At 68.5% G+C, this 25,185-nt stretch carries 22 protein-coding genes and 1 riboswitch; of the genes, 17 read left to right on the top strand and 5 right to left on the bottom strand.

The window, feature by feature from the left end:
• Positions 1 to 161 precede the first annotated feature (161 nt).
• The 4 genes from BXU09_RS05105 to BXU09_RS05090 all read left to right on the top strand — a co-directional run bounded on the left by BXU09_RS05105 (position 162) and on the right by BXU09_RS05090 (position 5,987).
• Complete coding sequence (locus BXU09_RS05105; protein ID WP_078304770.1) at positions 162 to 1,448, top strand: ABC transporter substrate-binding protein; 1,287 nt, start codon at positions 162 to 164, stop codon at positions 1,446 to 1,448.
• Positions 1,449 to 1,600: 152 nt separating this feature from the next.
• Positions 1,601 to 2,539 carry a sugar ABC transporter permease gene (locus BXU09_RS05100; protein WP_078300976.1) on the top strand — a complete coding sequence of 313 codons (939 nt, stop codon included), beginning with the start codon at positions 1,601 to 1,603 and terminating at the stop codon, positions 2,537 to 2,539.
• Complete coding sequence (locus BXU09_RS05095) at positions 2,529 to 3,404, top strand: carbohydrate ABC transporter permease (protein ID WP_078300975.1); 876 nt, start codon at positions 2,529 to 2,531, stop codon at positions 3,402 to 3,404. Before BXU09_RS05100 ends, BXU09_RS05095 begins: the two co-directional genes overlap by 11 nt.
• A gap of 324 nt (positions 3,405 to 3,728) precedes the next feature.
• Complete coding sequence (locus BXU09_RS05090; protein WP_346417555.1) at positions 3,729 to 5,987, top strand: esterase-like activity of phytase family protein; 2,259 nt, start codon at positions 3,729 to 3,731, stop codon at positions 5,985 to 5,987.
• A 315-nt stretch (positions 5,988 to 6,302) separates the two neighbouring features.
• Here BXU09_RS05090 and BXU09_RS05085 read toward each other — a convergent pair whose 3' ends face one another.
• On the bottom strand, positions 6,303 to 7,805 hold the full coding sequence (locus BXU09_RS05085) for a carboxypeptidase M32 (RefSeq protein ID WP_078304767.1): 1,503 nt from the start codon (positions 7,803 to 7,805) through the stop codon (positions 6,303 to 6,305).
• A gap of 62 nt (positions 7,806 to 7,867) precedes the next feature.
• Here BXU09_RS05085 and BXU09_RS05080 point away from each other — a divergent pair, with 62 nt between their 5' ends.
• The 5 genes from BXU09_RS05080 to BXU09_RS05060 all read left to right on the top strand — a co-directional run bounded on the left by BXU09_RS05080 (position 7,868) and on the right by BXU09_RS05060 (position 13,203).
• A complete protein-coding gene (locus BXU09_RS05080; RefSeq protein WP_078300973.1) occupies positions 7,868 to 9,706 on the top strand; it encodes an alpha/beta fold hydrolase in 1,839 nt (612 codons plus the stop codon).
• A 66-nt stretch (positions 9,707 to 9,772) separates the two neighbouring features.
• Positions 9,773 to 10,288, top strand: coding sequence for an RNA 2'-phosphotransferase (locus BXU09_RS05075; RefSeq protein ID WP_078300972.1), 516 nt, complete (start codon positions 9,773 to 9,775; stop codon positions 10,286 to 10,288).
• 345 nt (positions 10,289 to 10,633) lie between these two features.
• Positions 10,634 to 11,260 carry a hypothetical protein gene (locus tag BXU09_RS05070; RefSeq protein ID WP_144011985.1) on the top strand — a complete coding sequence of 209 codons (627 nt, stop codon included), beginning with the start codon at positions 10,634 to 10,636 and terminating at the stop codon, positions 11,258 to 11,260.
• A gap of 393 nt (positions 11,261 to 11,653) precedes the next feature.
• Entirely contained in the window at positions 11,654 to 12,388 is a 735-nt protein-coding gene (locus tag BXU09_RS05065) for a Sir2 family NAD-dependent protein deacetylase (RefSeq protein ID WP_078300969.1), read from the top strand.
• Positions 12,385 to 13,203: a hypothetical protein gene (locus BXU09_RS05060; protein ID WP_168174562.1), complete on the top strand. Its 819-nt coding sequence runs from the start codon at positions 12,385 to 12,387 to the stop codon at positions 13,201 to 13,203. Before BXU09_RS05065 ends, BXU09_RS05060 begins: the two co-directional genes overlap by 4 nt.
• Here the strand turns inward: BXU09_RS05060 and BXU09_RS05055 are convergent.
• From BXU09_RS05055 to BXU09_RS05045, 3 genes are all read right to left on the bottom strand, one after another.
• Entirely contained in the window at positions 13,191 to 13,946 is a 756-nt protein-coding gene (locus BXU09_RS05055; protein WP_168174561.1) for an NAD(P)H-binding protein, read from the bottom strand. The genes BXU09_RS05060 and BXU09_RS05055 overlap by 13 nt on opposite strands.
• Before the next feature lie 120 nt (positions 13,947 to 14,066).
• On the bottom strand, positions 14,067 to 14,633 hold the full coding sequence (locus BXU09_RS05050) for an IS630 family transposase (RefSeq protein WP_144011981.1): 567 nt from the start codon (positions 14,631 to 14,633) through the stop codon (positions 14,067 to 14,069).
• Complete coding sequence (locus BXU09_RS05045) at positions 14,630 to 15,118, bottom strand: winged helix-turn-helix domain-containing protein (protein ID WP_276205842.1); 489 nt, start codon at positions 15,116 to 15,118, stop codon at positions 14,630 to 14,632. The genes BXU09_RS05050 and BXU09_RS05045 overlap by 4 nt, the downstream gene beginning before the upstream one ends.
• A gap of 52 nt (positions 15,119 to 15,170) precedes the next feature.
• On the opposite strand from BXU09_RS05045, the gene BXU09_RS05040 reads away from it, so the two are divergent.
• The 8 genes from BXU09_RS05040 (at position 15,171) to BXU09_RS05005 (ending at position 23,681) form a co-directional block, all read left to right on the top strand.
• A complete protein-coding gene (locus BXU09_RS05040) occupies positions 15,171 to 16,616 on the top strand; it encodes a sodium:alanine symporter family protein (protein WP_078300964.1) in 1,446 nt (481 codons plus the stop codon).
• A 153-nt stretch (positions 16,617 to 16,769) separates the two neighbouring features.
• A riboswitch (FMN riboswitch) is annotated at positions 16,770 to 17,025 on the top strand.
• Between the two features lie 98 nt (positions 17,026 to 17,123).
• Entirely contained in the window at positions 17,124 to 18,164 is a 1,041-nt protein-coding gene (ribD, locus tag BXU09_RS05035) for a bifunctional diaminohydroxyphosphoribosylaminopyrimidine deaminase/5-amino-6-(5-phosphoribosylamino)uracil reductase RibD (protein WP_078304766.1), read from the top strand.
• Between the two features lie 56 nt (positions 18,165 to 18,220).
• Positions 18,221 to 18,877 carry a riboflavin synthase gene (locus BXU09_RS05030; RefSeq protein ID WP_078300962.1) on the top strand — a complete coding sequence of 219 codons (657 nt, stop codon included), beginning with the start codon at positions 18,221 to 18,223 and terminating at the stop codon, positions 18,875 to 18,877.
• Positions 18,874 to 20,079, top strand: a complete 1,206-nt coding sequence (locus tag BXU09_RS05025) for a bifunctional 3,4-dihydroxy-2-butanone-4-phosphate synthase/GTP cyclohydrolase II (protein ID WP_078300960.1) — start codon at positions 18,874 to 18,876, stop codon at positions 20,077 to 20,079. Before BXU09_RS05030 ends, BXU09_RS05025 begins: the two co-directional genes overlap by 4 nt.
• Positions 20,080 to 20,228: 149 nt before the next feature.
• Positions 20,229 to 20,693 carry a 6,7-dimethyl-8-ribityllumazine synthase gene (gene ribH / locus BXU09_RS05020; RefSeq protein ID WP_055362280.1) on the top strand — a complete coding sequence of 155 codons (465 nt, stop codon included), beginning with the start codon at positions 20,229 to 20,231 and terminating at the stop codon, positions 20,691 to 20,693.
• Between the two features lie 160 nt (positions 20,694 to 20,853).
• On the top strand, positions 20,854 to 22,356 hold the full coding sequence (locus tag BXU09_RS05015) for a DUF512 domain-containing protein (protein ID WP_168174560.1): 1,503 nt from the start codon (positions 20,854 to 20,856) through the stop codon (positions 22,354 to 22,356).
• 424 nt (positions 22,357 to 22,780) lie between these two features.
• Positions 22,781 to 23,158 (top strand): large conductance mechanosensitive channel protein MscL, encoded by a 378-nt coding sequence (gene mscL, locus BXU09_RS05010; protein ID WP_078300957.1) that lies wholly within the window; start codon positions 22,781 to 22,783, stop codon positions 23,156 to 23,158.
• Between the two features lie 70 nt (positions 23,159 to 23,228).
• Positions 23,229 to 23,681: a DinB family protein gene (locus BXU09_RS05005; RefSeq protein ID WP_144011984.1), complete on the top strand. Its 453-nt coding sequence runs from the start codon at positions 23,229 to 23,231 to the stop codon at positions 23,679 to 23,681.
• Between the two features lie 254 nt (positions 23,682 to 23,935).
• Here BXU09_RS05005 and BXU09_RS05000 read toward each other — a convergent pair whose 3' ends face one another.
• Positions 23,936 to 25,144, bottom strand: coding sequence for a VWA domain-containing protein (locus BXU09_RS05000; RefSeq protein WP_055363129.1), 1,209 nt, complete (start codon positions 25,142 to 25,144; stop codon positions 23,936 to 23,938).
• Positions 25,145 to 25,185 lie beyond the last annotated feature (41 nt).

Genomic DNA, 25,185 nt, shown 5'->3' with positions numbered 1-25,185 from the left:
GGTCGCGTTCCCTGAAGGCCCGCTCAAGCGCCGCGCGGGTGGGGAGGGGAGAGTGGGCAAGTCCTGCCATGACAGGCCGGCGGGCCACCTGACAGACCCATCACACGCCGATGATGAGAAGCTGATGGGAGGGGCCTAGGCTCGCCGGCGTGAACAAATTCATGCTGACCCTGGCCCTGCTGGGCACCGCCGCCACGCCGCTCGCCTCCGCGCAGACGACCGTAGAATTCTGGCACTCCTTCGGGGACGCCAAACGCAGCGGCTGGATTCAGGCCCGCGCCGACGAGTACAACAAGACCCAGAGCGGCGTGAAGGTCGTGCCCAGCTACAAGGGCAGCTACAACGACAGCCTGCAGGCGACCATCCTCGCCGCGCGTCAGGGCAAGGCCCCGGCCCTCGTGCAGATCTTCGAGGTCGGCAGTCAGCTGGCGCTGGACAGCGGCGCTTTCCAGCCGGTCAGCAGCGTCAAGAACGTCGATTTCAGCGATTACATCAAGCCGGTCATCAACTACTACACGATCGGCGGGAAGGTGAACAGCCTGCCGTTCAACTCCAGCAGCCCGGTCCTGTACTTCAACGAGGACCTGATGAAGAAAGCGGGCCTGAACCCCAAGCAGCCGCCCACCACCTTCGGCGGCCTGCTGAACGCCTGCCAGAAGATCGAGGCGGCGAAACTGAACGCCAAATGCTTCGGCATGAGCCTGAACGGCTGGTTCATCGAGCAGTGGATGGCGCAGCAGGGCGCGCCCCTCCTGAACAACGCCAACGGCCGCCAGGGCCGCGCGACCGCCACGAACCTCGACAGCCGGGCCGCGAAGAACATCTTCACATTCTTCAAGACCATGCAGGACCGCGGGTACTACACGTACACCGGTAAACTGCAGGACTGGGACGGCAGCGACGCCATCTTCACGAACCAGAAGGCGGTGTTCCACATCACGTCCACCGCCGACATCGGCAACATCCGCGACGCCGCGAAGAAGGCCGGGTTCGGGGTGGGCGTGGGCGTCATGCCCATCGCGGACGGCAGCAAACGCAACGGCGTCGTGATCGGCGGGGCCAGCCTGTGGATCAGCAAGGGAATCAGCAAACCCCAGGCCGAGGGCGCGCTGGACTTCGCGCTGTACATGACCAACACCCAGAACATGGCCGACTGGCACAAACTGACCGGTTACTACCCGGTGCGCCAGAGCTCCATCGAGCTGCTGCGCAAGCAGGGCTGGTTCACGCAGACGCCGCTGCAACTCGTGGCGTTCAACCAGCTCACGAAGACCGTGCCCGGCACCGCCACCGCCGGCGGCCTGAACGGCGCGGCCATCCAGACCCGGAAGATCATGGAAGAAGGCGTGCAGAAAGTCCTGGCCGGGCAGAACGTGGACGCCGCGCTGAAGGAAACCAAGGCCCGCGCCGACGCCGCGCTGGCCGAGTACAACGCGAACTTCAAGTAAGCGGCTGCGGGGTCCCCTGACCCCCTGACCCGTCCCACCGTCTCGCCCTGCCCGCCGCGCGGCCCGGTCCCTCCCTGACGGAGGGTGGGCCGCCCGCGCCGTTCACCGGAGGCCCGCATGACCCGTTTACTCGCCCCGCCCCCCGCCTGCCCATGCTGAGTCCCGCCCGTTCCCGCCCTGCCCCGGACGCCGCCGCGAGCGCCGTGTTCCGGGGCCGCGCCCTGCCGTGGGCGTTCCTGCTGCCCAGCCTGCTGATCCTGGCGGTGTTCATCTACCTTCCGGCGTTGCAGACGCTGCGGCTGGCCGCGTACCGCGCCAACGTGATCCTGGGCACCGAGCAGTTCGTGGGCCTCGCCAACTTCGCCGAACTGCTGTCCAGTCCCGCGTACCGGCAGGTGGCCCTCCAGACGCTGGTGTTCACGGTCCTGACCGTCACGTTCGGGCTGCTGCTGTCCCTGGGACTGGCGTGGCTCGCCAGCCGTCCCGTGCGCGGCGCGAGCACGTACCGCCTGCTGCTGATCTACCCTTACGCCCTGAGCCCCGCCATTGCCGGGACGCTGTGGCTGTTCCTGTTCAATCCCGAGATCGGGCTGGTCAACCAGCTGCTGGGCGAGCTGTTCGGCGTGCGCCCCCGCTGGCTGGACACGCCGGCCCTGGCGTTCGGGCTGGTCACGCTGGCCGCCATCTGGAAGGGACTGGCGTACAACATCGTGTTCTACCTGGCCAGCATCCAGAACCTGCCGCGCGACGTGATGGAAGCCGCCGAGATCGACGGCGCCACGCCCGCGCAGGTGTTCTGGCGCGTGGCGTTCCCGCTGCTGACCCCCATCACGTTCTTTCTGGTGTTCACGAACATCATCTCGGCGCTGTTCGACTCGTTCGCGCTGACGGACATCCTCACGCGCGGCGGGCCGTACACCGGGAACGCCGGGGCGACCACGTTCCTGGTGTACCAGCTGTACCAGGACGGGTTCGTGAACTTCAGGACCGGCGCGGCCGCCGCGCAGGCCGTGCTGATGCTGGCGCTGGTGGCGTTCGTCACCTGGATGCAGTTCCGGGTGGGCGAGCGGCGGGTGCACTATGGCAGTTAAGCACCCCGCCGCGCCCGCCGCCCGCGCCGACCGGGCCGCCCCCCGCTCCCGCCGCTCGCGGGGCGAGTGGGTCACGCACGCCGCGCTGATCCTGTCGGTCCTGATCATCGGCGCGCCCCTGATCCTGGCGGTCATCAAGAGCACCCAGACGTCCAGCGTCGTCCTGAGCCCCAGCCTGCTGCCGGGCGGCGCGTTCTTCCAGAACCTGTCCGGCGTGTGGCAGGACGCGAACCTGGGCCGCTACATGCTGAACAGCCTCGTGGTGGCCGTGTGCGTCACGGCCGGAAAGACCCTTCTGGCCCTTCTGGCCGCGCTGGCGTTCGTGTACTTCCGCTTTCCGCTGAAGGGCGCGGCGTTCACGCTGGTCCTGCTGTCCCTGATGCTGCCCACCGAGGTGCTGATCATCGCGCTGTTCGACCTGGTCAGCCGCGACCTGAACTGGGCGAACACGTACGCTGCGATCATCGTGCCGTTCCTGGCCAGCGCGACCGGCACGTTCCTGTTCCGGCAGCACTTCCTGAGCATCCCCACCAGCCTCGCCGACGCCGCCCGCATCGACGGCTGCGGCCCGCTGCGGTACCTGACGCACATCCTGATTCCCATGAGCACCAACACCATCGGCGCGCTGGCCGTCATTCAGTTCGTGTACGCCTGGGATCAGTACATCTGGCCGCTGGTGATCATGCAGCAGGACGACAAGCAGGTCGTGCAGGTGGGCCTGCGCCGCCTGATCGAGGTGGGCGGCCAGACCGACTGGGGCGCCGTGATGGCCGGCGCCGTCATCACGGCCCTGCCGCCCCTGATCGTGTTCACGGCCCTGCAGAAGCAGTTCAGCCGGGGCTTCGCGCTCAGCGAGGACAAGTAGGCACTCCGGGTGACGGGTCCACGGCCCCTGCGCCGTCTGTTGACCCTCTCGCCCCGCGGGAGAGGGTGCCCCGAAGGGGCGGGTGAGGGGGCAACGAAGCCGACCCGGTCCGTGCGGAGGGACCCTCCTGATACGGACTCCGATTGAATGGGCTGCAAAGCCCATTCAATCCGAGCGGAGCGAGTAGGAGAAAAACGGGTTCCGGACGTGGAGCTGGCAGATCGGTGGTGTTCCGATCTGTCAGCGAAACAGACGGAATCCGTATGACTCTGGGCTGACCGGCCGCGCACGCTCCTCTGACGTGCGCGGCTTCAACTGACGGGTGTGAATTCCTCATCTGCTGTCCGCACGTCCGTGAAAGCCCTCATGATCCGCCTGTCGGCCGCGCTGCTGCTGGGTGTGGGGGGAGCGCAGGCCGTCACGCTCGCCGGGTACGCCGAGTTGCCCGCCGATACCTTCGCACCCGGCCCGGCCAGCGGCGCGTGGAGGGACGGGCTGCGTGGTCAGACGCGTTTTCAGGGGCAGCCGGTGCAGGGGTTCAGCGGCGTGCAGTTCGCGCCGGACGGCACGTACCTGTTCCTCAGCGACAACGGGTTCGGCGCGAAGAACAACAGCGCCGATTACCTGCTGCGCCTGTACCGCCTGACCCTCACCCCGAAAACTGCGCCCACGGGAACCGGGAAGGTCGAGGTGGGCGCGTTCGTTCAGCTGCGTGACCCGGAGCGGCGCGTGCCGTGGGTGATCGTGAACGAGGCCAGCCCGGAGCGGCTGTTGACCGGCGCGGACTTCGATCCGGAAGGCTTCGTGGTCGCGCCCGACGGGACGCTGTGGGTGGGCGACGAGTTCGGCCCGTACCTGCTGCATTTCAGCGCGGACGGCGTGCTGCTGGACGCGCCCATGCCCACGCCGAACCTGCCGGGCCTGCCGACCCTGACCGGCCGGCCGCCCCTCGTGATCGGGCACCGGGGCAGCAGCGGCACCCGCCCGGAACACACCCTGGAAGCGTACCGGGTGGCCATCGAGGCGGGCGCGGACTTCATCGAACCGGATCTGGTCGTCACGAAAGACGGCGTGCTGGTCGCCCGGCACGAACCCGTCATGGTCGTGCTGGACAGGGACGGCAAGGTCACGGAGGCCACCACCGACGTCGCCACCCGCCCCGAATTCGCCGGGCGCGTGAAGACCAAGAACCTGGACGGGCAGGACGTCACGGGCTACTGGATCGAGGATTTCACGCTGGCGGAACTCAAGACCCTGCGCGCCGTGGAACGCCTCCCGGCCCTGCGCGGCCGCACCTTCGACGGGCAGTTCGAGGTGCCCACCCTGAGCGAGATCATCGCCCTGATCCGCGACACCGAAGCCCGCACCGGCCGCCGGGTCGGGATCTACCCCGAAACGAAGCACCCCACCTTCATGGCCGCGCAGGCGGGCGTGAACACCTCGCAACTGCTGATCGACACCCTGAAGAAGGAGGGGTTCACGGACCCGGCGCGCGTGTTCATCCAGTCCTTCGAGACGGGCAACCTGCGCGACCTGCACGCCACCATCATGCCGGCCGCCGGCGTGAAACTGCCGCTGGTGCAGCTGCTGGGCGGCCAGACCGGCGCGCCCTACGACCTGACCGCCCGCAAGGACCCCCGCCGGAACGCCGACCTGACCACCCCCGAGGGCCTGCGCGACATCGCCACGTACGCCAGCGGCATCGGCCCCAGTAAGGGCTGGATCATCGATGGCAAGGGGCAGACCACCGACTTCGTGACCCGTGCGCACGCCGCCGGGCTGCTCGTGCACCCGTACACCTTCCGGAACGAACCCACCTTCCTGCCCGCCCAGTACGCCAACAACCCCGAAGCCGAACTGCGGCAGGCCATCCTGGCGGGCGTGGACGGCCTGTTCACCGATTTCCCCGCCACCGGCGCGAAGGTGGTCGCCGAGTACGCCGCGCCCGAAGTCCGCAGCCCCCAGCACCCCGCCTTCACGCAGGGCGGCAGCAGCGGCGCCGCCACGCTGGGCAGCAGCGGCGGCTTCGAGGGCCTGACCCTCAGCCCCGACGGCAAGACCCTGCACGCCCTGCTGGAGAAAACCGTGGCGGGCGACACGCCCGGCCAGCTGCGCCTGCACGCCATCGACCTCGCCACGAAGAAGTGGACCCTGACCGGCCGTTACCCGCTCGACGCGCCCGGCAACGCCATCGGGGACATCACACCCGTGAACGCCTCGGAACTGATCGTGATCGAGCGCGACGGCGGCAGCGGTGACGCCGCCCGCACCAAACGCCTCTACCGCGTCAGCCTGACCGACCGCAACACCGACGGTACCCTGAAAAAGACCCTGCTGGCCGACCTGCTGAACATCGCCGACCCGCAGGGACTGGCACCTAGCACGACCGGCGGCGTGTTCCGCTTCCCGTACGTGACCATCGAGAACGTCATCGTGCTCGACGCCACCACCGTCCTCGTCGCCAACGACAACAACTACCCCGGCACCGGCGGGCGCGGCGCGGCCGTGAAGGACACCAACGAGTTCATCTGGCTGAAACTCGACGCGCCCCTGACCCTCGCGCCCGGCGTCGGCCGCCGCTGAGCCTCACAGGCGGCCCACCGCCGCTGTCAGAATCCCGCCATACTCTGTGTAGGACACTGAAATCCGGACCGGCAGACCCTGTGCGGTGATCCCCCGCGCCCTGCCCAGCCCCCACACCCCCAACCCAGGGCCGCCCGCCGATGTTCCCCCGGCCGGGCGGCCCTTTTTTCGCGCGTCGCTCAAACGGATTCCGTCTGTTTCGTTGACAGATCGGAACACCACCGATCTGCCCACTCCACGTCCGGAACCCGTTTCTCTCTTACTCGCATCCGCTCGGATTGAACGGCTCTACAAGCCATTCAATCGGAGTCCGTATCAGCTCAGGCCGTACAGCTCCGTGTACTTCCCGCGCAGGTACGCGAGGTAAGGCGCGGCCGTCATGCCCTGCCCGGTCGCGCGTTCCACCAGTTCGTTCGGCGTGAACGTCCGGCCCGGCGCGTACACGTGCTCACGCAGCCAGCCGTGCAGTCGCCCGAACTCGCCGCGCGCGATGTCCGCCTCCAGCCCAGGATTCGCGGCGCTGGCCGAGGCGTAGAACTGCGCGCTCAGCACGTTCCCCAGCGTGTACCCCTGGAACACCCCGCCGATCCCGCCGCTGAACCAGTGCACGTCCTGAAGCACGCCGTCCACGTGACTCGGGGCGCGCAGCCCCAGGTTCGCCTCGTACGCCGCGTGCCACGCGTCCGCCAGATCAGAGACCGCCAGCGACCCGCCCAGCAGTTGCCGCTCCAGCTCGTAGCGGGTGATCACGTGCAGGTTGTACGTCAGCTCGTCCGCGTCCGTGCGGATCAGGCTGCGGCGCACCACGTTCACCGCGCGGAACATCTCCTCCTCGGTCACGTCGGCCAGCTGCTCGGGGAAGGCGTCGCGCATCCGCCCGAACTGCCCGGCCCAGAACGCCCGCGACCGCCCCACCAGGTTCTCCCACAGCCGCGACTGGCTCTCATGCACCCCGGCACTCACGCCGCCGCCCAGCGGCGTGTCCAGCAGGTCGTCCGCCACGCCCTGCTCGTACAGCGCGTGCCCCACCTCGTGCAGCGTCGAGTACAGCGCGTCCGTCGGGTCGTTCGGCTGCGCCCGCGTCGTGATCCGCACGTCCCGCGCGCCCAGCCGCGTCATGAACGGATGCGCCGTCAGGTCCTGCCGCCCCCGCGCGAAATCGTACCCGTACAGCGCCCCGATCTCCTCACCCAGTCGCAACTGCGTGTGAACCGGGTACTCGCGCTCCAGGAAGTCCATGCGGGGCGCCGGGGCCGCCGCGACCGCGTCCACCAGCGGGACCAGCGCCGCGCGCAACTCCGCGAACACCGCGTCCACCTGCGCGGCCGTCATGCCCTCATCCGAGGCGTCCACGAAGAAATCCATCGGGTCCGCGAACTCCGGGAAGTACGCGGCGCGCTGCACGCTCAGGTCCAGCGTCCGCTCCAGCAGCGGCACCATCCGCGCCCAGTCGTTCGCGGGCCGCGCCTCCACCCACGCCGCGTAACTCTCACCGGCATGCTGCGCCGACGCCCGCACGAACTCACCCGGCAGGCGCGTCGCCCGCTCGAAATCCCGCCGCGCCACCGCCAGCATCCGCGCCTCCACCGGCCCCAGATCCAGCGCGCCCGCCTGATCCAGCAGTCGCCCGTACCCCGCGTCCGTCGCCCGCGCGTGCCGCAGACCCGACAGCAGCGCCCGCTGCCGCGCCCGCCCCGCCGCCCCCCCACGCGGCAGGTACGTACTCTGATCCCACCCCAGCAGCGCCCCGATTCCACCCAGGTCCGCCAGCTCCTGCCAGTGCGCCCGCAGCGCCACCCACGTCTCATGCTGTGTCATGAACCGCAGCGTACCGCGCACCTGCGGCAGATCGCACGCCGACCGGATGTCAGACTGCCCGCATGCCCACCCCACTGCCGCTGGAGGAACTCGTCACCCTGCCCATCACGATGGGCCTGACCGTCTCGCCGGACGGTGAGCACGTCGCGTACTACGACAACCGCAGCGGCCGCATGGAACTGTGCAGCCTGCACCTGCGCACCCGCGAGCGCCGCCAGCACACCAGCGGGCAGGCCCCCGCCACCCCCCGCAGCGCCCCCGTCTGGAGTGCCGACAGCCGCGCCCTGTTCCTCGCCTGGGACCACGACGGGAACGAACGCACCGCCCTGCACGTCCTCACCCTGGACACCGGCGAAGTGCGCGCCCTGCACCACCAGCCCGGCAGCATGGACTTCCCCGTGCATGCCCACCCGGACGGCACGCGCCTGCTCGTGAACTCCACGCGCGGCGGTCAGATGAACGTCTGGCAGTACGACCTGACCCGCAGCGGCGAGGACGCCTGGACGCCCCTGACCACGCAGCCCAACAGCACCCAGGCGGTCGCTTACAGCCCCGACGGCCGCCGCATCAGCCTGAACACCAACGAGAGTCCCGACCTGCGCAACATGGACGGGTACGTCATGAACGCCGACGGCACGGGGATGCGCCGCGTGCTGCACGTTCAGGAAGGCACCCGCGAGAGCGTCGGACACTGGCACCCGGACGGCACGCACCTGACCGCCGCCAGCGACGCCGCCGGGCACGGCCGCGCCGGTCTGCTCGACCTGACCAGCGGCGAGGTGAAGTGGTTCACGCCCGAAGGCGGACCCGAAGAAACCTCCGGCCGCATCAGCCCGGACGGCCAGTGGCTGAGCGTCACCCGTAACGCCGACAGCACCCTCACGCCACTGCTGTACAGCCTGGACACGGTCGCCCCCCGCCCCCTGCACCTGCCGCCGGGCCTGTGCAGCGGCACCCAGTACGCCCTCGGGCAGCAGCTGCTCGTGGGCCACTCCACCACCACCACCCGCGCGGACGTCCTCCTGTACGACCTGACCACCGACACCACCGGCACCCTGATCCCCGCCGAATACGGCTCCCTGAACCCCGGGCAGTTCACGCCCGGCCAGTACATCCACTACCCCAGCCCCAGCGCCCACGACCCGCAGGTCCAGGTCCCCGCCATCCTCTACACGCCCGCAGGCCTCGACCCGACTGTCCGCCACCCCGCCCTCGTGCAAGCGCACGGCGGCCCCACCGCGCAGTTCTTCCGCACCTTCGACGACGAGGTGCAATACCTCGTCAGCCTCGGTTACACCGTCATCTGCCCCAACGTGCGCGGCAGCACCGGCTACGGCACCCCCTGGCGAGACGCGAACCTGCGCGACTGGGGCGGCCGCGACCTACAGGACATCGCCGCCGCCGCCTCGTACCTCGCCACGCTTCCCCACGTCGATCCCGCCCGCATCGGTCTGTATGGCGGAAGCTACGGCGGCTACCTCTCGTACCTTGCGCCCGTCAAACACCCCGACCTGTTCAAAGTCGCCATCCCCATCGTCGGCATCACCGACCTGCACCAGTTGCACGCCGACAACAACCGCGACATCCCTCAGCTCGCCTACTACTTCCGCACCATGATGGGCCACCCCGACGAGCACGCCGGGCTCTGGCGCGACCGCAGCGCCATCACCCACGCCGCGAACCTCAAAGCTCACCTGCTCATCCTGCACGGCACCAACGACCCCCGCTGCCCGATCAATCAGGCCCGGAGCTTCCGCGACGCCCTGAACGCCACCGGCAAACACGAAGGCCAGGACTACGAGTACGTGGAATTCGACGACCAGGGCCACGGCACCGCCGACCCCGCCGCCCGCATCCGCACCACCGGGCTCATCGCCGACTACCTCGCCCGGCACCTGTAACCAAGCCATTCAGTCTGCGCCAACTGGCCGATCCCCCACCCGCCTCACCCCGCGCAGACTGGGCGCATGACCGACCCCGTCCTCTCCCGGCGCCTCTCGTACCTGTTGCGCCACGCCCCGCACGAGGCGGGCCTGACCCTCGCGCCCGGCGGCTGGGTGCCGCTCGCGCCGCTGCTGAGGCACCTGAACGCCACCCGCGCGCAGGTCGAAGCCGTCGTGACTCACTGCGACAAGGGGCGCTTCAGCCTGCGCGGCGACCACATCCGCGCCAACCAGGGGCACAGCGTGCCCGTCGACCTGCAACTCCAGCCCGCCAGCCCACCCGCGCGGCTGTATCACGGCACGCACGCGGGCGCCCTCTCCGCCATCCGCGAGGGTGGACTACAGCCCATGAACCGCCACCACGTCCACCTCTCGCCCGACCCCGACACCGCCCGGCGCGTCGGTGCGCGGCGCGGCCCACCCGTCATCCTGATCATCCGGGCAGGGGAGATGCACACCGCCGGGCACCTGTTCTTCGTCAGCGAGAACGGCGTGTGGCTGGTGGACACGGTGCCACCCGCGTTCATCGACGGTGCATAAGACCTGAAAGCGCGGCTCAGTTGTTGGCGTGCTGGACGGCGTAAATCAGGCCGCGTGGCGGGGGTTGACGCCGCCTGCATACCGGGGTATCCTTTTCTTATCACCGCCGGAGAAGGCGGGTTTTTTGTTTTGGGTTGCAGTTGCCCGGTCGGTCGGCCGCAGCGGGCCACCGGGGGAACGCGCTTGACAGCCGAGGCGGCGGGACGCTACCGTTCGCCTTCCCGCTGCCCAGGTTCCCGCCATACGTTCCCGAGTCGTTGTCAGTCATGAGCCCTGCCACGTCCCGTCTTCCGTCCCCCTGTGCAGCCAACCGGCCCTGATCCGCCCTGATCCGGAGGTGTCCCCGTGTCCAGTGAACGAATGACCATCACCAAGGCCCTGAGCGAACTCAAACTGCTGGAGAAACGCGCCAACAAGCTGATCGACGAGACGACCTTCGTGACCTTCACGGTCGGCGGGGAGCCGCCCCGCGAGGCTCGCAGCGCCGCCGAGTTCGCCGACCGTGTCAGAGCCCGCCGTCAGAGCGTCGCGGATCTGCTGCGCCGCCGCTCGGCCATCAAGGCGGCCGTGGTCGCCAGCAACGCCCGCACCACCGTGGAGATCGCCGGGCAGACGTACACCGTCGCTGCCGCGATCGAACGCAAGGCCAGCGTGGCCTTCGAGCAGCGGCTGATCGCGCGGCTGGGAAGCGACCTCGCCCGCGCGCAGCGGGAGGTGGAGCTGAACAACGAGCGGGCCGGGGACCGCCTCGATCAGCAGGCGCAGGCGCTGCTGGGCAAGGAAGGCTCACGCGGCGCGGAGTACGAGGCGCTGCACCGCTCCTTCATGGAGCGCAACGCGTCGCGCCTGCTCGACCCGCTGGATGCGCAGGCGGACATCGACCGGCTGTCGGACCAGGTGGATGCGTTTCTGGCCGAGGTCGATCAGGCCCTGAGTGTCAGTAACGCCCTGACGGTGATCGACGTGCCGTGAGGCGCGGGGCTGGCCGTTCGAACGGCGCGCGCCGTGACCGCCCCGACCACAGGGTCATGTGGTCAACTCCCTGACTTCCGGAAACTGGATGTCTTCTGCACCAACCCCCCACAGGGGGGCCGCTGAACACTCAAAGTTGACAGTTCAGGTGACAGCCTTCACACTTCTCAACCCTCTTTCCATGAACGCTCAGCGCTCAAGCTTGCAAGGCTCGATCAAATCCTGGACGCAGGGCACCCACGGACCCGGTCACTCCGGCGCGCGGCCCCCAGGCTGAACGGTCAGCCCCACCCACTTCAGGGCTCCCTGGCACCACCGGGGAGTCCTGAAACGTTCTGCTCCCTGCCGGAGTTGAGGCAGCGTGGCCGTCCGGGTTCGGGCTACCCTGCGCTCATGGATCTCGCTGCTGCCCGCGCCGCCCTGCATTCCGCCTCCCGCGTTGCCGTGCTGACCGGCGCGGGCGTCAGTGCCGAGAGCGGCATTCCCACCTTCCGGGACGCGCAGACCGGGCACTGGGCGCGCTTCCGGCCCGAGGATCTCGCCAGTCCGCCCGCGTACCGCCGCGATCCCCAGATGGTCTGGGAGTGGTACGCGGGCCGCTACCGCGACGTGCTGGCCGCGCAGCCGAACGGCGCGCACGACCTGCTGGCGCGGCTGGAGGCACAGAAAGGGGCGGGCTTCTTCCTCGCCACGCAGAATGTGGACGGCCTGCACCACCGCGCAGGCAGCGGCGCGCACGGCGGGCGGGTCGTGGAACTGCACGGCAACCTCCTCAGCGGCCGGGACGAGGTGACGGGGCAGACCTACCCCCTTGCCGCGCCCGCCGAACTGGTCACGCCGCCCACCTCCCCGCTCGGGAACCGCATGCGGCCCAACGTCGTCTGGTTCGGCGAACTCCTGCCCGAGGACGCCCTGGAAGCCGCGCAGGACGCTTTCGCCGCCGCCGAGGTCGCGCTGGTCATCGGCACCAGCGGGGCCGTTTACCCCGCCGCCGGACTGGCCGCCGAGACGCTGCGGCGCGGCGGGATCGCCATCGAGATCAATCCCACCGAGACCGGGATCTCGCACCAGATGACCTACGCCATCCGGGACGTCGCGTCACGCGGACTCGCCGCGCTGCTGGAATGACAGGACACGTGGGAACGCCCCCCGCCCCGGCGCGCATCTGGGGGCTGCTTGCCAGCGAGGCCGACCGCGTGGTGCTCTTCCGGCGCGGCCCTTCACGCTGGACGCGCGTGTACCTGTGGGACACCGCCACGGACACCCTGACGCCCGGATCGTGGTTCCAGGGACGGCTGTACGAGTGGATGAGCGACCTCTCGCCCGACGGCGAGCACCTGCTGTACCACGCGCAGAACGAATCGAAGCGGCAGCAGGCGCTGGCAATGGAACGCTACGGCGTGACCATGTACGACTGGACGGCCCTATCGAAACCGCCGCAGGTTCACGCCATCGGCCTGTGGAATGCCTCGGACGGCTGGAGCGGTGGCGGCGCGTTCCGGGACTCGCGGACGATCCTGGTCAACCACACCGACCTCCCGAGACAGCAACTGATTCGCCCGCCGGGTTTTGAGGTCCTGCCTCCTACGGGCAAGTTGCGGGTGGATACCTTCCTCGCCGTATTGAAACGGACGGGTTGGCACGTCACTCATCAGCCGAGACGCTGGATCGGCATGGGTGAAGCTGACCCGTTCACCCTGCGGAAGAGGTCACTGGAACTGAATTTCATCTGTGATCAGCGGTATCACCGTTTCGTCCGGTACCGCTGGCTGTCGGACGGCCCGGCACCCGATCTGGAGGGCGCCACCTGGGCCGACCTCGACCACCGGGGGCGGCTGCTGATCGCCCGCGCCGGACGCGTGTTCATCTGGCGCGGTGGGCAGGAGGCGGAACTGGCGGACCTGAACGCCGACCAGCCGCCCCGCCCGGCTCAGCCCGCGTAGGGGTTGGGGCGCGTGGCCTCCTGCGCGAGCCACTGCGCCCAGGTGCGGCCCACGCCGCTCAGGTCCGGGCGGGTCAGGGGCGTGAAGCGCCGCGCGGCCGGAATGGGCAGGACGCGGGTGCGCACACCGGTCGCGTCGGCCCAGCTGCGGGCCAGTTCCGGGAGTGGGATGACCTGCGGGCCGACGAGGTCCGGCGCGTGGCCCTGCGGGTCGCCCAGCGCCACCTGCGCCACCCCGGCGGCGGCGGCGTGGACGTCCACCGGTTGGAGGGGCAGGCCCGGCAGGGGCAGCAGCGGCGCGCGGGTCAGGCGGGACAGCAGGAACGCCACGAACTCATGGAACTGCGTGGCGCGCACCACCGTGAAAGGCACGCCGCCCGCCGCGACCAGCGCCTCCGAGTGCGTCTTGGCACGGTAGTACGGGAACGCCTGCACCCGGTCGCAGCCCACGATGCTGACGTACACGACGTGCCGCACACCCGCCTCCCGCGCCGCCGCGAGCAGCACGCCGGTCATCTCGATGTCCACCTGGGGCCGCGACGGCTGGCTGGCCGCGTGAATGACGGTATCCACGCCGCGCAGCGCCTCCGCGAGGCCCGCGCCGGTCTGAAGGTCGCCCGGCCGGAACGTGGGCCGGGAGTCGGCGTGGCGGGACAGGACACGCACGTCCGCGCGGCCCTCCAGGGCAGGCAGGAGGGCGCGGCCCAGTACGCCGCTGCCTCCGGTCACGAGGATGGTCTTCATGGGTGGAGTGCCTCCGGACCTGCCCGCGCCCCTTTGGTGCCGGCGCGTGGGGCCTGTGCAAAGCATACCCGCGCCGGTCCAGGCATTGCCGGGCGGGTGGTACAGTAATACGGATTCCGATTAATTAGCCAACAAGGGCCACCAGTAGAAGAGCGTGTGACGAGTGACCAGATCAGGTTGACCTTCCAACCAGACGCAGCGATCCGAGAGTGCTGCCTCCACCTCCTTGATGCTCTTGAACGCTCGATTCGCAATCGGTACATCCGTCAACTCCCACAGCCGTTCCGCTGGCTGCAATTCCGGCGAGTACGGCGGCAACGTCACCGTCTGAATCCCCTCAGGATGCCCGTCATCCGGTGGCAAATGGAAACCGGCCCCATCCTGAACGACCAACACACGATGGTCGGCGCCCGCGCCGACCTTCTGCGCAAACGCCGTCATGACGGCCGCATACGCCTGCTTGTTCACCACCGGGATCAACCAGAACAAGCTCTCGCCACTCTCCGGATTGACAAACGCGTACACATACAACCACTCGTATCCAGGCTGAACTGGACACGTCAACGGCTGCCCAGTTGGCGCCCACATGGAACGCCGGATCGGTTTGAGCCCGATTCGATGTTCGTCCATGCACCACAGAGAGACACGCGGTGAGAGACGCTCCGCCAGGCGGAGCGTCTCGGTCAGGACTTTGTTTTGAACGCTTCCTTGGCGGCCTCATCGCCGCCAACGTGCCGGGGTCGAGGGCGTTGAGGCGTGAAGCCCGCCGCCCGTAGGAATTCATAGGTGCGCCCGAGATGGACGGCCATTCCGTACTGCTGCTGAAGCCAGTCTTGAACGTCTTTACCGGACCACACGATGCCCTGCTCGAAGTCGGCGTGCAGTCGGGCAGCCAGGGTTTGTTGTTGCTCGGCCGTCAGGAGGCGGGGAGCGCCCTGGTTGGCGTGACGCGCGTCACGGAGGCCAGCGAGCCCCTGTTCGCGGTAGCGCTTGACCAGTCCGTAGACTGTGACCCGGTTGTACCGGGTCACTTGAAGGATCTCTGGCACGGGGCGTCCTTCTGCGAGGAGTGCGAAGAGTTGAGCTCTGCGTCGTTCGACGGCACAGGTACTGGCCCGGTAGAGATGCCAGAAGGTGTCAGCGTCATGCGCGAGAGGAGCGGTTAGAGGTATCTGTTTGATGCAACGATTATAATCTACTTAATCGGAGTCCGTATAACGGGCTATGAATGCGCTGAACGCAACAATTGACGCGGGCAACAACCTGCTGTGGGGCTGGCTGCTGATCTACCTGCTGATCGGCGCCGGACTGTACTTCACGGTCCGGACGGGCGCGGCGCAGTTCCGGTACTTCGGGCAGGCGTGGCGGACCATCCTGGGCAGCCGTTCCGGCGGGTCTGGGGGCGGCATCACGTCCTTCCAGGCGTTCGCGACCGGACTGGCCAGCCGCGTGGGCACCGGGAACATCGCGGGCGTGGCGATCGCCATCTCGCTGGGCGGGCCGGGCGCCGTGTTCTGGATGTGGGTCACGGCGCTGGTGGGCATGAGCAGCGCCCTGATCGAGGCGACGCTGGCGCAGGCCTTCAAGGTCCGTGACGGCGAACGCGGGTTCCGGGGCGGCCCGGCGTACTACATCCGCCAGGGGCTCGGGCAGGGCTGGATGGGGCAGCTGTTCGCGGTGTTCCTGATCCTGGCGTTCGGGCTGGTGTTCAACGCTGTGCAGAGCAACAGCATCGCGGCGTCCATGCAGCAGGCGTTCGGGCTGTCGCCCGCCGCGGTGGGGGCGGCGCTGGTGCTGCTGACCGCGCCGATCATCTTCGGCGGGATCCGCCGGGTGGCGCGCGTGGCCGAACTGGTCGTGCCGTTCATGGCGCTCGCGTACCTGCTGGTGGCGCTGTACGTGGTGTTCACGCACCTGGGTCAGGTGCCGGACATGCTGCTGGGCATCGTCCGCAGCGCCTTCGGTCTGGAGAGCGCGGTGGGCGGCGCGGCCGGCTTCGCGGTGCAGCAGGCGCTGATGATGGGCGTCAAACGCGGCCTGTTCAGCAACGAGGCCGGAATGGGCAGCGCCCCGAACGCCGCCGCCGCCGCCAGCGTGAACCACCCGGTGCAGCAGGGACTGGTGCAGATGGTCGGCGTGTTCGTGGACACCATCATCGTGTGCACCTGCACGGCCGCCATCATCCTGCTCAGCCCGCTGCCGCGCGACGCGGACCTGTCCGGCGTGCAACTCACGCAGGCGGCGCTGGAATCCCACGTGGGCGGCTGGGGCGGCGCGTTCCTGGCGGGCGCGATCTTCCTGTTCGCGTTCACCAGCATCATAGGGAACTACGCGTACGCCGAGGGGAACGTGCAGTTCCTGACCCGTCACCGCTGGGTGCTGAACGTCTTCCGGGCGCTGCTGCTGGGCATGGTCCTGTTCGGCGCGCTGGCCGAGGTGCCGACCGTGTGGAACATGGCGGACCTCAGCATGGGCCTGATGGCCGTCACGAACATCGTGGCGCTGCTGCTGCTCTCGCCGCTGGCCCTGCGGCTGCTGCGCGACTATGACCGCGCCCGCCGCGACGGTCAGGCCGACCCGCTCTTCGACCGCCGCGCCGATCCGGAACTCGACCGCCGCCTGCCGCGCGAAGTCTGGGGAGCCGGCGAGGGGGTCAACGCCACGGATTGACCGCCCCGTGAATGGGCCTGTGGGGGGGATGCCAGACCGGCGTGCCCCCCACAGCCTGTTGTGCGGTGGTGTCCCCCGTCAGGTGTCTGATCTCTCCCACAGTTGGGTGGCGGCCGGGTGCTAGTTTCAGGGTGGCCCGCTTCCGGGTGGGCCGACTTCCTTCGGGGCGGGGTGAAATTCCCTACCGGCGGTGATGTCGCTTCAGGTGGCGCGGGCCGTCCCGCGTCACCCGAGCGGAGCGAGCAGAAGGCTCGCCTGTTCACGAACTGACTCAGCCCGCGAAGCCCGCGCAGACTGCACCACGCGCAGGCCCGATCCAGTGAAACTCTGGAGCCGACGGTGTTATGGCGCGCAGAGACGCTTTCGGCGTTCTGTCTGGCCCATTCAGTCCGGATGAGAGAAGGAGGAACGCTGCCCTGCCACCCCGGCGGGCGGCGACAGACCATGTATGAAGTGAATGCTCCACCCCCTGGGGTGGCGGCGGCACTGCCGGTAGACGAGCGGTTCATGACGCTCGCGCTGGCGGAGGCTGCCAGAGGACTGGGCCGCACCGCGCCGAACCCCCCCGTGGGCTGCGTGATCGTGCAAGGCGATGAATTGGTGGGGCGAGGGTTTCACCCGAGGGCCGGTGAGCCGCACGCGGAGGTGTTCGCCCTGCGTGACGCGGGCGAGCGGGCGCGCGGTGCCACGGCGTACGTGACCCTGGAACCGTGCAGTCACCACGGGCGCACGCCGCCCTGCGCGGACGCGTTGATCGCGGCGGGCGTGCGGCGCGTGGTCGTGGCGGCGCTGGACCCGAACCCGCTGGTGGCGGGGCGCGGCGTGCAGAAACTCCGCGAGGCAGGGATCGAGGTCACGGTGGGCGTGCTGGAGCCTGAGGCTGTGCGGCAGCAGGCGGGGTTCCGCAGCGCAGTGGTGCGGGGTCGCCCGTGGGTGGTGGCGAAGTACGCCATGACCCTGGACGGCAAGGTGGCCGCACTGAACGAGGGCAACGGCGCGGTCAGCGGCCCCGAGGCCCGAGAGCGCACCATGCGCTGGCGCGACGAACTGGACGCCATCGCGGTCGGCCGCGGCACGATTGAGCTGGATGACCCGGCCCTCACGACACGCGGCGTGACGGGCGGGCGTGATCCGCGCCCGGTGGTGTTCGACCGCCGCGCGGCGAGCGACCCGCAGGCCCGCGCGTGGCGCGACGGCGCGGTGCTCGTGACCGCCCCGGACGCCGACGTTGCCGCGCACGAGGCCGCCGGGATCACCGTGCAGCGCGCCGAATCGCTGCCGGACGCCCTGAGCGGACTGGCGGGCCTGGGCATCAGCAGCGTGCTGCTGGAGGGCGGCCCGACCTTGCTCAGCGCCTTCCTCGCGCAGGGACTGGTGGACGAGGTCAGGGTGTTCGTGTCCCCGAAGCTCCTCGGCGCGGGCCTGAGTCCCGTGACCGGCCCCACGCGACCCATGCACGAGGCGCAGGCGTTGCACGAAGTCACCGTCGAACTGCTCGGCCCGGACGTGCTGATCACCGGCCTGCTGCACGACATCCCGCGCGTCTAGTCTTTCTCCCTTCTCCCTGGGGGTGAGGGGTTCCTCGCTCCACCCGAGGTCAATACATGTTCACTGGAATCATCGAGCAGGTCGGGCAGATCGCCCGCACCACCGACAACGAAGGCAACCTGACCGTCACCATCCAGCCCGCGCGTATGTGGGCCGACGTGGAACTGGGCGAGAGCATCGCCGTGAACGGGACGTGCCTGACCGTGACCACCTGGGACGCGACGGGCTTCACCGTGGACCTCAGCCGCGAGACGATCGCCAAGACCGCCCCGCACTGGCGGGAGGGCACGAAAGTCAATCTGGAACGCGCCATGACCGCCCAGGCGCGTTTCGGTGGACACGTGGTGAGCGGGCACGTGGACGGCGTGGGCACGGTATTGAGCGTGGACGCCCAGCCCGGCGCGTACACCATGACCGTGCGCGCCGCGCCGCACCTCGCGCGGTACCTCGTGCCGAAGGGCAGCGTCACGGTGGACGGCGTGAGCCTGACCGTCGTGGACGCGGGCGGCCCGGCCGGCAGCCGCGCGGACCTGCGCCCCGACGAGTTCACGCTCTGGCTCGTGCCGCACACGCTGGAGGTCACCACCCTGCACACCTGGGCAGCCGGAACGAAAGTGAATCTGGAGGCCGACCAGATGGCCAAGTACGTCGAGCGGCTGATCCTGATGCGCGACTGGACGCCCGAACAGGTGGAACCGGAGGTGACGGCATGACCCTGGCCTCCATCCCTGACCTGCTGGCGGAACTGCGCGCCGGGCGCCCCGTGATCCTCGTGGACGACGAGAACCGCGAGAACGAGGGCGACCTGCTGATGCCCGCCGCCACCGCGACGCCCGAGTGGGTGAACTTCATGGCCCGCGAGGGACGCGGCCTGATCTGCGTGACCCTCACGCCCGACCGCGCCCGCGCCCTTGACCTGACGCCCATGGTGGGCAGCAGCACCGACCCGAACGGCACGGCCTTCACCGTCAGCGTGGACCACGTCAGCAACTCCACCGGCATCAGCGCCTTCGACCGCGCTGCCACGATTGCCGCCCTGATGGACGACGCGGCGAAGTCCACGGATTTCCGCCGTCCGGGGCACATCTTCCCGCTCGTGGCGCGGCCCGGCGGGGTGCTGCGCCGCGCCGGACACACCGAGGCCGGGTGCGACCTCGCCCGGCTCTCGGGCTTCGCGCCGGTCGGCGTGATCTGCGAGATCATGGGCGACGACGGCGAGATGAGCCGCCTCCCGGACCTCCTCGCGTTCGGCGAGCGGCACGGGCTGAAGGTCGGCAGCATCGAGGCGCTGATCGCCTACCGCCTGGAACACGACCCGTTCATGCAACTCGTCGCGGAAGCGAAGCTGCCCACCGAGCACGGCGAGTTCCGCATCGTCGGCTTCGAGGACTCCCTGACCGGCGCCGAACACGTCGCGCTCGTCATGGGTGATGTCACGCCCGAGCCCATGCTGGTGCGCGTCCACAGCGAATGCCTCACCGGCGACGGCTTCCACTCGCTGCGCTGCGACTGCGGCCCGCAACGCGACGCGGCCATGCAGGCCATCGCCGCCGAGGGACGCGGCGTCCTCGTGTACCTCCGGCAGGAAGGGCGCGGCATCGGCCTGCTGAACAAGATCCGCGCGTACCACCTGCAGGACGGCGGCGCCGACACCGTCGAGGCGAACCTGCAACTCGGTTTCCCCGCCGACGCCCGCGACTTCGGCATCGGCGCGCAGATGCTTCACTTGCTCGGCGCGCGGCAACTGCGCGTCCTCACCAACAACCCCCGCAAACTGCACTCCCTGGGCGGCTTCGGCCTGGAAGTCGTCGAACGCGTGCCCCTGCACGTCGGGCACAACGCCCACAACACCGCGTACCTCAGCACCAAGGCCGCCAAACTCGGCCACATCGGCACCGACGGCAGCGGGGACTGAGCGGCGGAGAACCCCTCAGTCCGCTGCGCGGCCAGCTCCCCTTGAGGGGAGCCAACAACAGATCCCTGCCTCCCCTTGAGGGGAGGTGCCCGAAGGGCGGAGGGGTTCGCCCGCAGCTTCACCGCCCATCACCCACAAGGAGAATCACCATGAACCGAATTGAAGCCAATCTGCTCGCCACCGACCTGAAGTTCGCTGTTGTCAGTACCCGCTGGAATCACCTGATCGTTGATCGCCTTGTGGAGGGGGCGGAGCTGGCGTTCGTGCAGCATGGCGGGAAGTCGGAGAATCTGGATCATTTCCTGGCGCCGGGCAGTTACGAGGTGCCGCTGATCGCCCGCCGACTGGCGGAGTCCGGGAAGTACGACGCGGTGGTGTGCCTGGGGGCCGTCATCAAGGGCGATACGGATCACTACGATTTCGTGGCGGGCGGCGCGGCGAACGGCATCCTGAACACCAGCCTGCACACGGGGGTGCCGGTGGCGTTCGGGGTGCTGACCACGGATACGGTCGAGCAGGCCCTGAACCGCGCTGGGATCAAGGCGGGGAACAAGGGTGGCGAGGCGGTGCTGGCGATGATCGAGACCGTGAACCTGCTGCGGCAGATCGGGTAAGCGGGAACGCTGGGTGCGGGGGCGGCGGTTGCGCCCACCCCGCCAATCCCGCTTTGACTCACACCCGGCCCTGCGCGGGGTTGTTATGCTGTCGTGCTTGATGCGGGGCCGCCACTGGAGTCCCGAAAAGGGGTGATGTGTTGTGACGGCAGCTGAGAATATGCAGGATCAGGTTTTTCCCGCACCGATCAAATCGGTGGAGGGTGGCAGCGCCGCCGAGCGCGCCGGGGTGCAGCCGGGTGACGTGCTGCTGCGCGTGAACGGCGAGCCTGTCACGGACGTGCTGGCGTACCGGCACGCGCTGTCGCAGGGCCGCGCGACGCTGGAGATCGCCCGGCCGAAGGAAGCTCCGCGCGTGATGACGGGTGTGGCGGGCACCGCGCAGGATCACCACCGGTTGTTCCTGCCGACCCCGCCCAGCCTGGAGGACACCTTCACGTTCGACGTGGAGTGGGAGGACCCGGGCCTGGAGTTCGAGGAGGTGCTGTTCGACGGCATCAAGAAGTGCGCGAACAAGTGCGATTTCTGTTACGTGCATCAGATGCCGCGCGGCTTCCGCAAGAGCCTGTACATCATGGACGACGATTACCGCCTCTCGTTCCTGTACGGGTCGTTCGTGACCCTGACGAACCTCTCGGAAGGCGACATTCAGCGGATCGAGAACGAGAACCTCTCGCCGCTGTACGTGTCGGTTCACACGGCGAACCAGGACCTGCGGCAGGACATGATGAAGTGGTGGCGCCTGAAGGTCAAAGACCAGCAGGCCGTGCAGATCCGCTCCATGATCGAGCGTCTGGAGCAGATCGACCTGTACACGCAGATCGTGCTGGTCCCGGAACGCAACGACCGCGAGAACCTCGACGAGACCGTGGAGTACCTCGCGAGCCGTCCGAACGTGATCAGCGCGGCGGTCGTGCCGATCGGCCTGACCTCGCACCGCACGAACCTGCCGGACGTGCGGACCTTCACGCGGGAGGAAGCGCAGGACAGCCTGCGCCGCCTGAACGTGTGGCGCAAGCGCTTCCTGAACGAGCGGGGTACGCGTTTCGTGTTCCCCAGCGACGAACTGTACCTGCTGGCCGGAGAGCCGCTGCCCAGCGAGGAGGAGTACGAGGGTTTCCCGATGCTGGAAAACGGCGTGGGCATGATCCGCGACTTCCTGACCGAGGCCCTGCCGGAACTCCCGGCGGCGCTGCCCGAGCCCCGGCGCGTGATTCTGGGGACGGGATCGCTGTTCGCCGAGTCGCTGGACCGCGCGGTCGAGCCGCTGCGCGCCATCGGGGGCCTGACCCTGGAGGTGCGGGCCATCGAGAACAAGACCTTCGGGAAGGTCACGACCGTGGCGGGCCTGCTGACGGGCCGCTGTTTCCGGCACGCCATCAAGCCCGGCGAGGCCGACCTGCTGATCGTGCCGCCCACCACGCTGCGTTACGGCACGGAACTGATGCTGGACGACGTGAGCCTGGACGAACTGCGCTCCGAGCTGCGCATGGACATCCGGCCGGGCGGCGCGACGCTGGGCGAACTGGCCCGCGTGATCCTGCAGGGCGCGCAGAGCAGCGGTCACCAGTGGGGCATGAGCGCGCACGCCGTGAAGGACAGCGGGCGCGAGGAACCGGCGTCCGTGCAGGTGGCCGCCCAGAACATGCGCGGTCAGGCCTGAGCGGAGACCGGGCACCCTCCAGACGGTTGCATTTGGCGCGGGGCGGGCATCAGGTCATGGACCGGGTGCCCGCGTTTCGTGCTTTATGCAGACTCGGATTGAAGGAGCTGCAAAGATCCTTCAATCCGAGCGGATGCGACTCGTAGCGCTGCCCCGCAGAGTGGGAGAAAAACGGGTTCCGGACGTGGAGCTGGCAATCCGGTGAAGTTCCGGATTGTCAGCGAAACAATCGGAGTCCGTGTGACTCGCGCGGGGCGGGCATGGTCGGGCCGGATTGGTATAGCCCGCCGGGGGGGGTTGTCTGGGATTGGTAGCATAAAACCGCCGTTTTTGATCAGGAATACCCCACATCCCCCCGCAAACATCTAGACAAGCTTATGTGAATTGCATTGCTATCCGATGAACAGAGTGTAAAACTTCACGCATGATCAGCGGATTCAAGGATTTCATCATGCGCGGCAACATCGTCGACCTCGCCATTGCCGTCGTCACCGGCGCGGCCTTCGCGGCCCTCGTCACGGCCTTCTCGAACGCCTTCATCAACCCCCTGATCAAGCTCATCACGGGCGGCGGCGCCGTCGGCGGCAAGTTCACGGTTAACGGCGTCGACTTCGACTACGGGCTGTTCATCACGGCCCTGATCACCTTCCTGCTCACCATGGCGGTCATCTACTCCGTGGTCGTCGTGCCCTACAACAGGATGCGCGAACGCATGGTCAAGCCCGCCGACGCCGCGCCCGCCGGCCCCACCAACGAAGAGAAACTCCTGATGGAAATCCGCGACGCCCTGCGCGCCCGCTGAACCCCCGTCCCAGCACAGACTGAAGCGCGGCCCTCACACACGTGGGGGCCGCCCCTTTATGCTGCCATTCATGACCCGATCCGCGAACTACGCCCGCGCCTTCCAGATGCACCGCGCCGCCCTGATGGACCTCTACGAGCAACTGCCCGAGGACCAGGGCACCTTCAGCGCCTGGGAAGGCGGCATGAACTTCATGGCGCAGGCCGACCACCTGTCGGTCAGCGCCACCCGCTTCCTCAGCATGATCCAGGGCCAGACGCCCGCCCCCGCCCCGGAACCCAGCCAGACCCTGACCGAAGCGCGCGGCCGCCTGTGGGACACCAACGAACTGGCCCTGGCCGCCATCAGCGCCCTGAGCGAAGATGACCTCGCCCGCCGCGTCCCGGCCTTCGGCGGCCGCGAGATGCCCGTCACCGCCCTGCTCGACATGATCATCACGCACGAGGCGCACCACAAGGGCCAGGTGTGGGTCATGGCCCGCATGATCGGCGTCAAGCCGCCCATGTTCGTCAAGATGGGCTGATACGCACTCCGATTGAATGGGCTGCAAAGCCCGTTCAATCCGAGCGGATGCGACTCGTAGAGCTGCCCCGCAGAGCAGGAGAGAAACGGGTTCCGGACGTGGAGTTGACAACCCGGTGCCTTTCCGGGTTGTGAACGAAACAGACGGAACCCGTATGAGCCACCCGGCAGCCACCGAACAGCACATCAGGGAGGACATCAGAAAAAGCCGCTGGCGCATTCACGCTGCCAGCGGCTTTCGGTGCGCCCTGTCGTTCAGTTCACCAGTTTGGTCTTGTTCGTCACGAAGTCCATCAGCACGTACTGCCCGATGTTCTGCGGCGTCGTGAAGTACGCCTTGCCGCGCGTCATCTCGCTGACGCGGCGGACGAAGCCCACCAGTTCCGGGTCGCGGGCCAGCATGAACGTGTTCACCTGAATGCCGCTGCGGCGGCAGCTGGCGACTTCGCGCAGGGTCGCGCCCAGCACGTAGGGGTCCAGGCCGTACGCGTTCTTGTAGATGCGGCCGTCCGGGAGGGTCAGGGCGCTGGGTTTGCCGTCCGTGATCATCACGATCTGCTTCATGTCCTTGTTCTCACGCTTGAGCAGCTGCTGCGCCAGCCGCAGGCCGCCCGCCGTGTTCGTGTGGTACGGCCCGATCTGCGCCTGCGCCAGTTTGGAGACCGGCACTTCCTCGGCGCTGTCGTGGAACAGCACGAACTTCACGGTGTCGCCCGGGTACTGCGTGCGGATCAGGTGCGCCAGTGCCAGCGCCACCTGCTTGGCGGGCGTGAAGCGGTCCTCGCCGTACAGGATCATGGAGTGAGAGCAGTCCAGCAGCACCACCGTCGCCGCCGACGAGTTGTACTCGGCCTGCCGGATCACCAGATCGCTTTCTTCCAGGTTCTCGAAACCCTTGCCCATCACGTTGCCCAGCGTGGCGGTCGTGTCGAGGTTCATGGTGTCCCCGAACTCGTAGGCTTTCAGTTCGCCGGTCATCTCGACGCCCGACGCGTACTCGCGGGTGTCGTGCGCGCCGGCGCTGCTGCGGCCCAGGCCGCCCATCAGGTCGCGCAGGCTCTTGTATCCCAGGAAATCGATGCTCTTGTCGGTCAGCTGGAATTTCGCGTCGCCGGGTTCACCCGCGCCGCCGCCCTCGCCGTCCTCGAATTCCTTGCGGATGAAGCCGTCCTGTTGCAGGCGGTCCATCAACTGCTGAATCTGCTGCCCCAGCCCCGTCTCGCGGATGTCCTCGGCCTGCATGGCCTCCAGCAGCTGATCTTCGGGGATCATGCCGCGCTCGGCCAGCGCCTCCAGGATCGCGTCGAACAGGTCGTCCATGCTGGGCCGGGCGTTCGGGTCCGGGTCGTACGGGTCGTTCATGCCCTGCCCCAGCAGCGCCTCCTGAATCATCTGCATCAGTTCACTGGAATCCAGCTGATCCAGTTCCCCCTCGAACTTGCTGTACCGGGTAATGCGCGCCATGAAGACCTCCGTTCGTTCCCAGCATGGCGCGTTTGGCAGCC

Origin of the sequence: Deinococcus sp. LM3 (assembly GCF_002017875.1) — a bacterium.
Lineage (GTDB): Bacteria > Deinococcota > Deinococci > Deinococcales > Deinococcaceae > Deinococcus.
The sequence above is the reverse complement of the archived record's forward strand: the minus strand, read 5'-3'. Positions and strand labels throughout refer to the sequence as shown.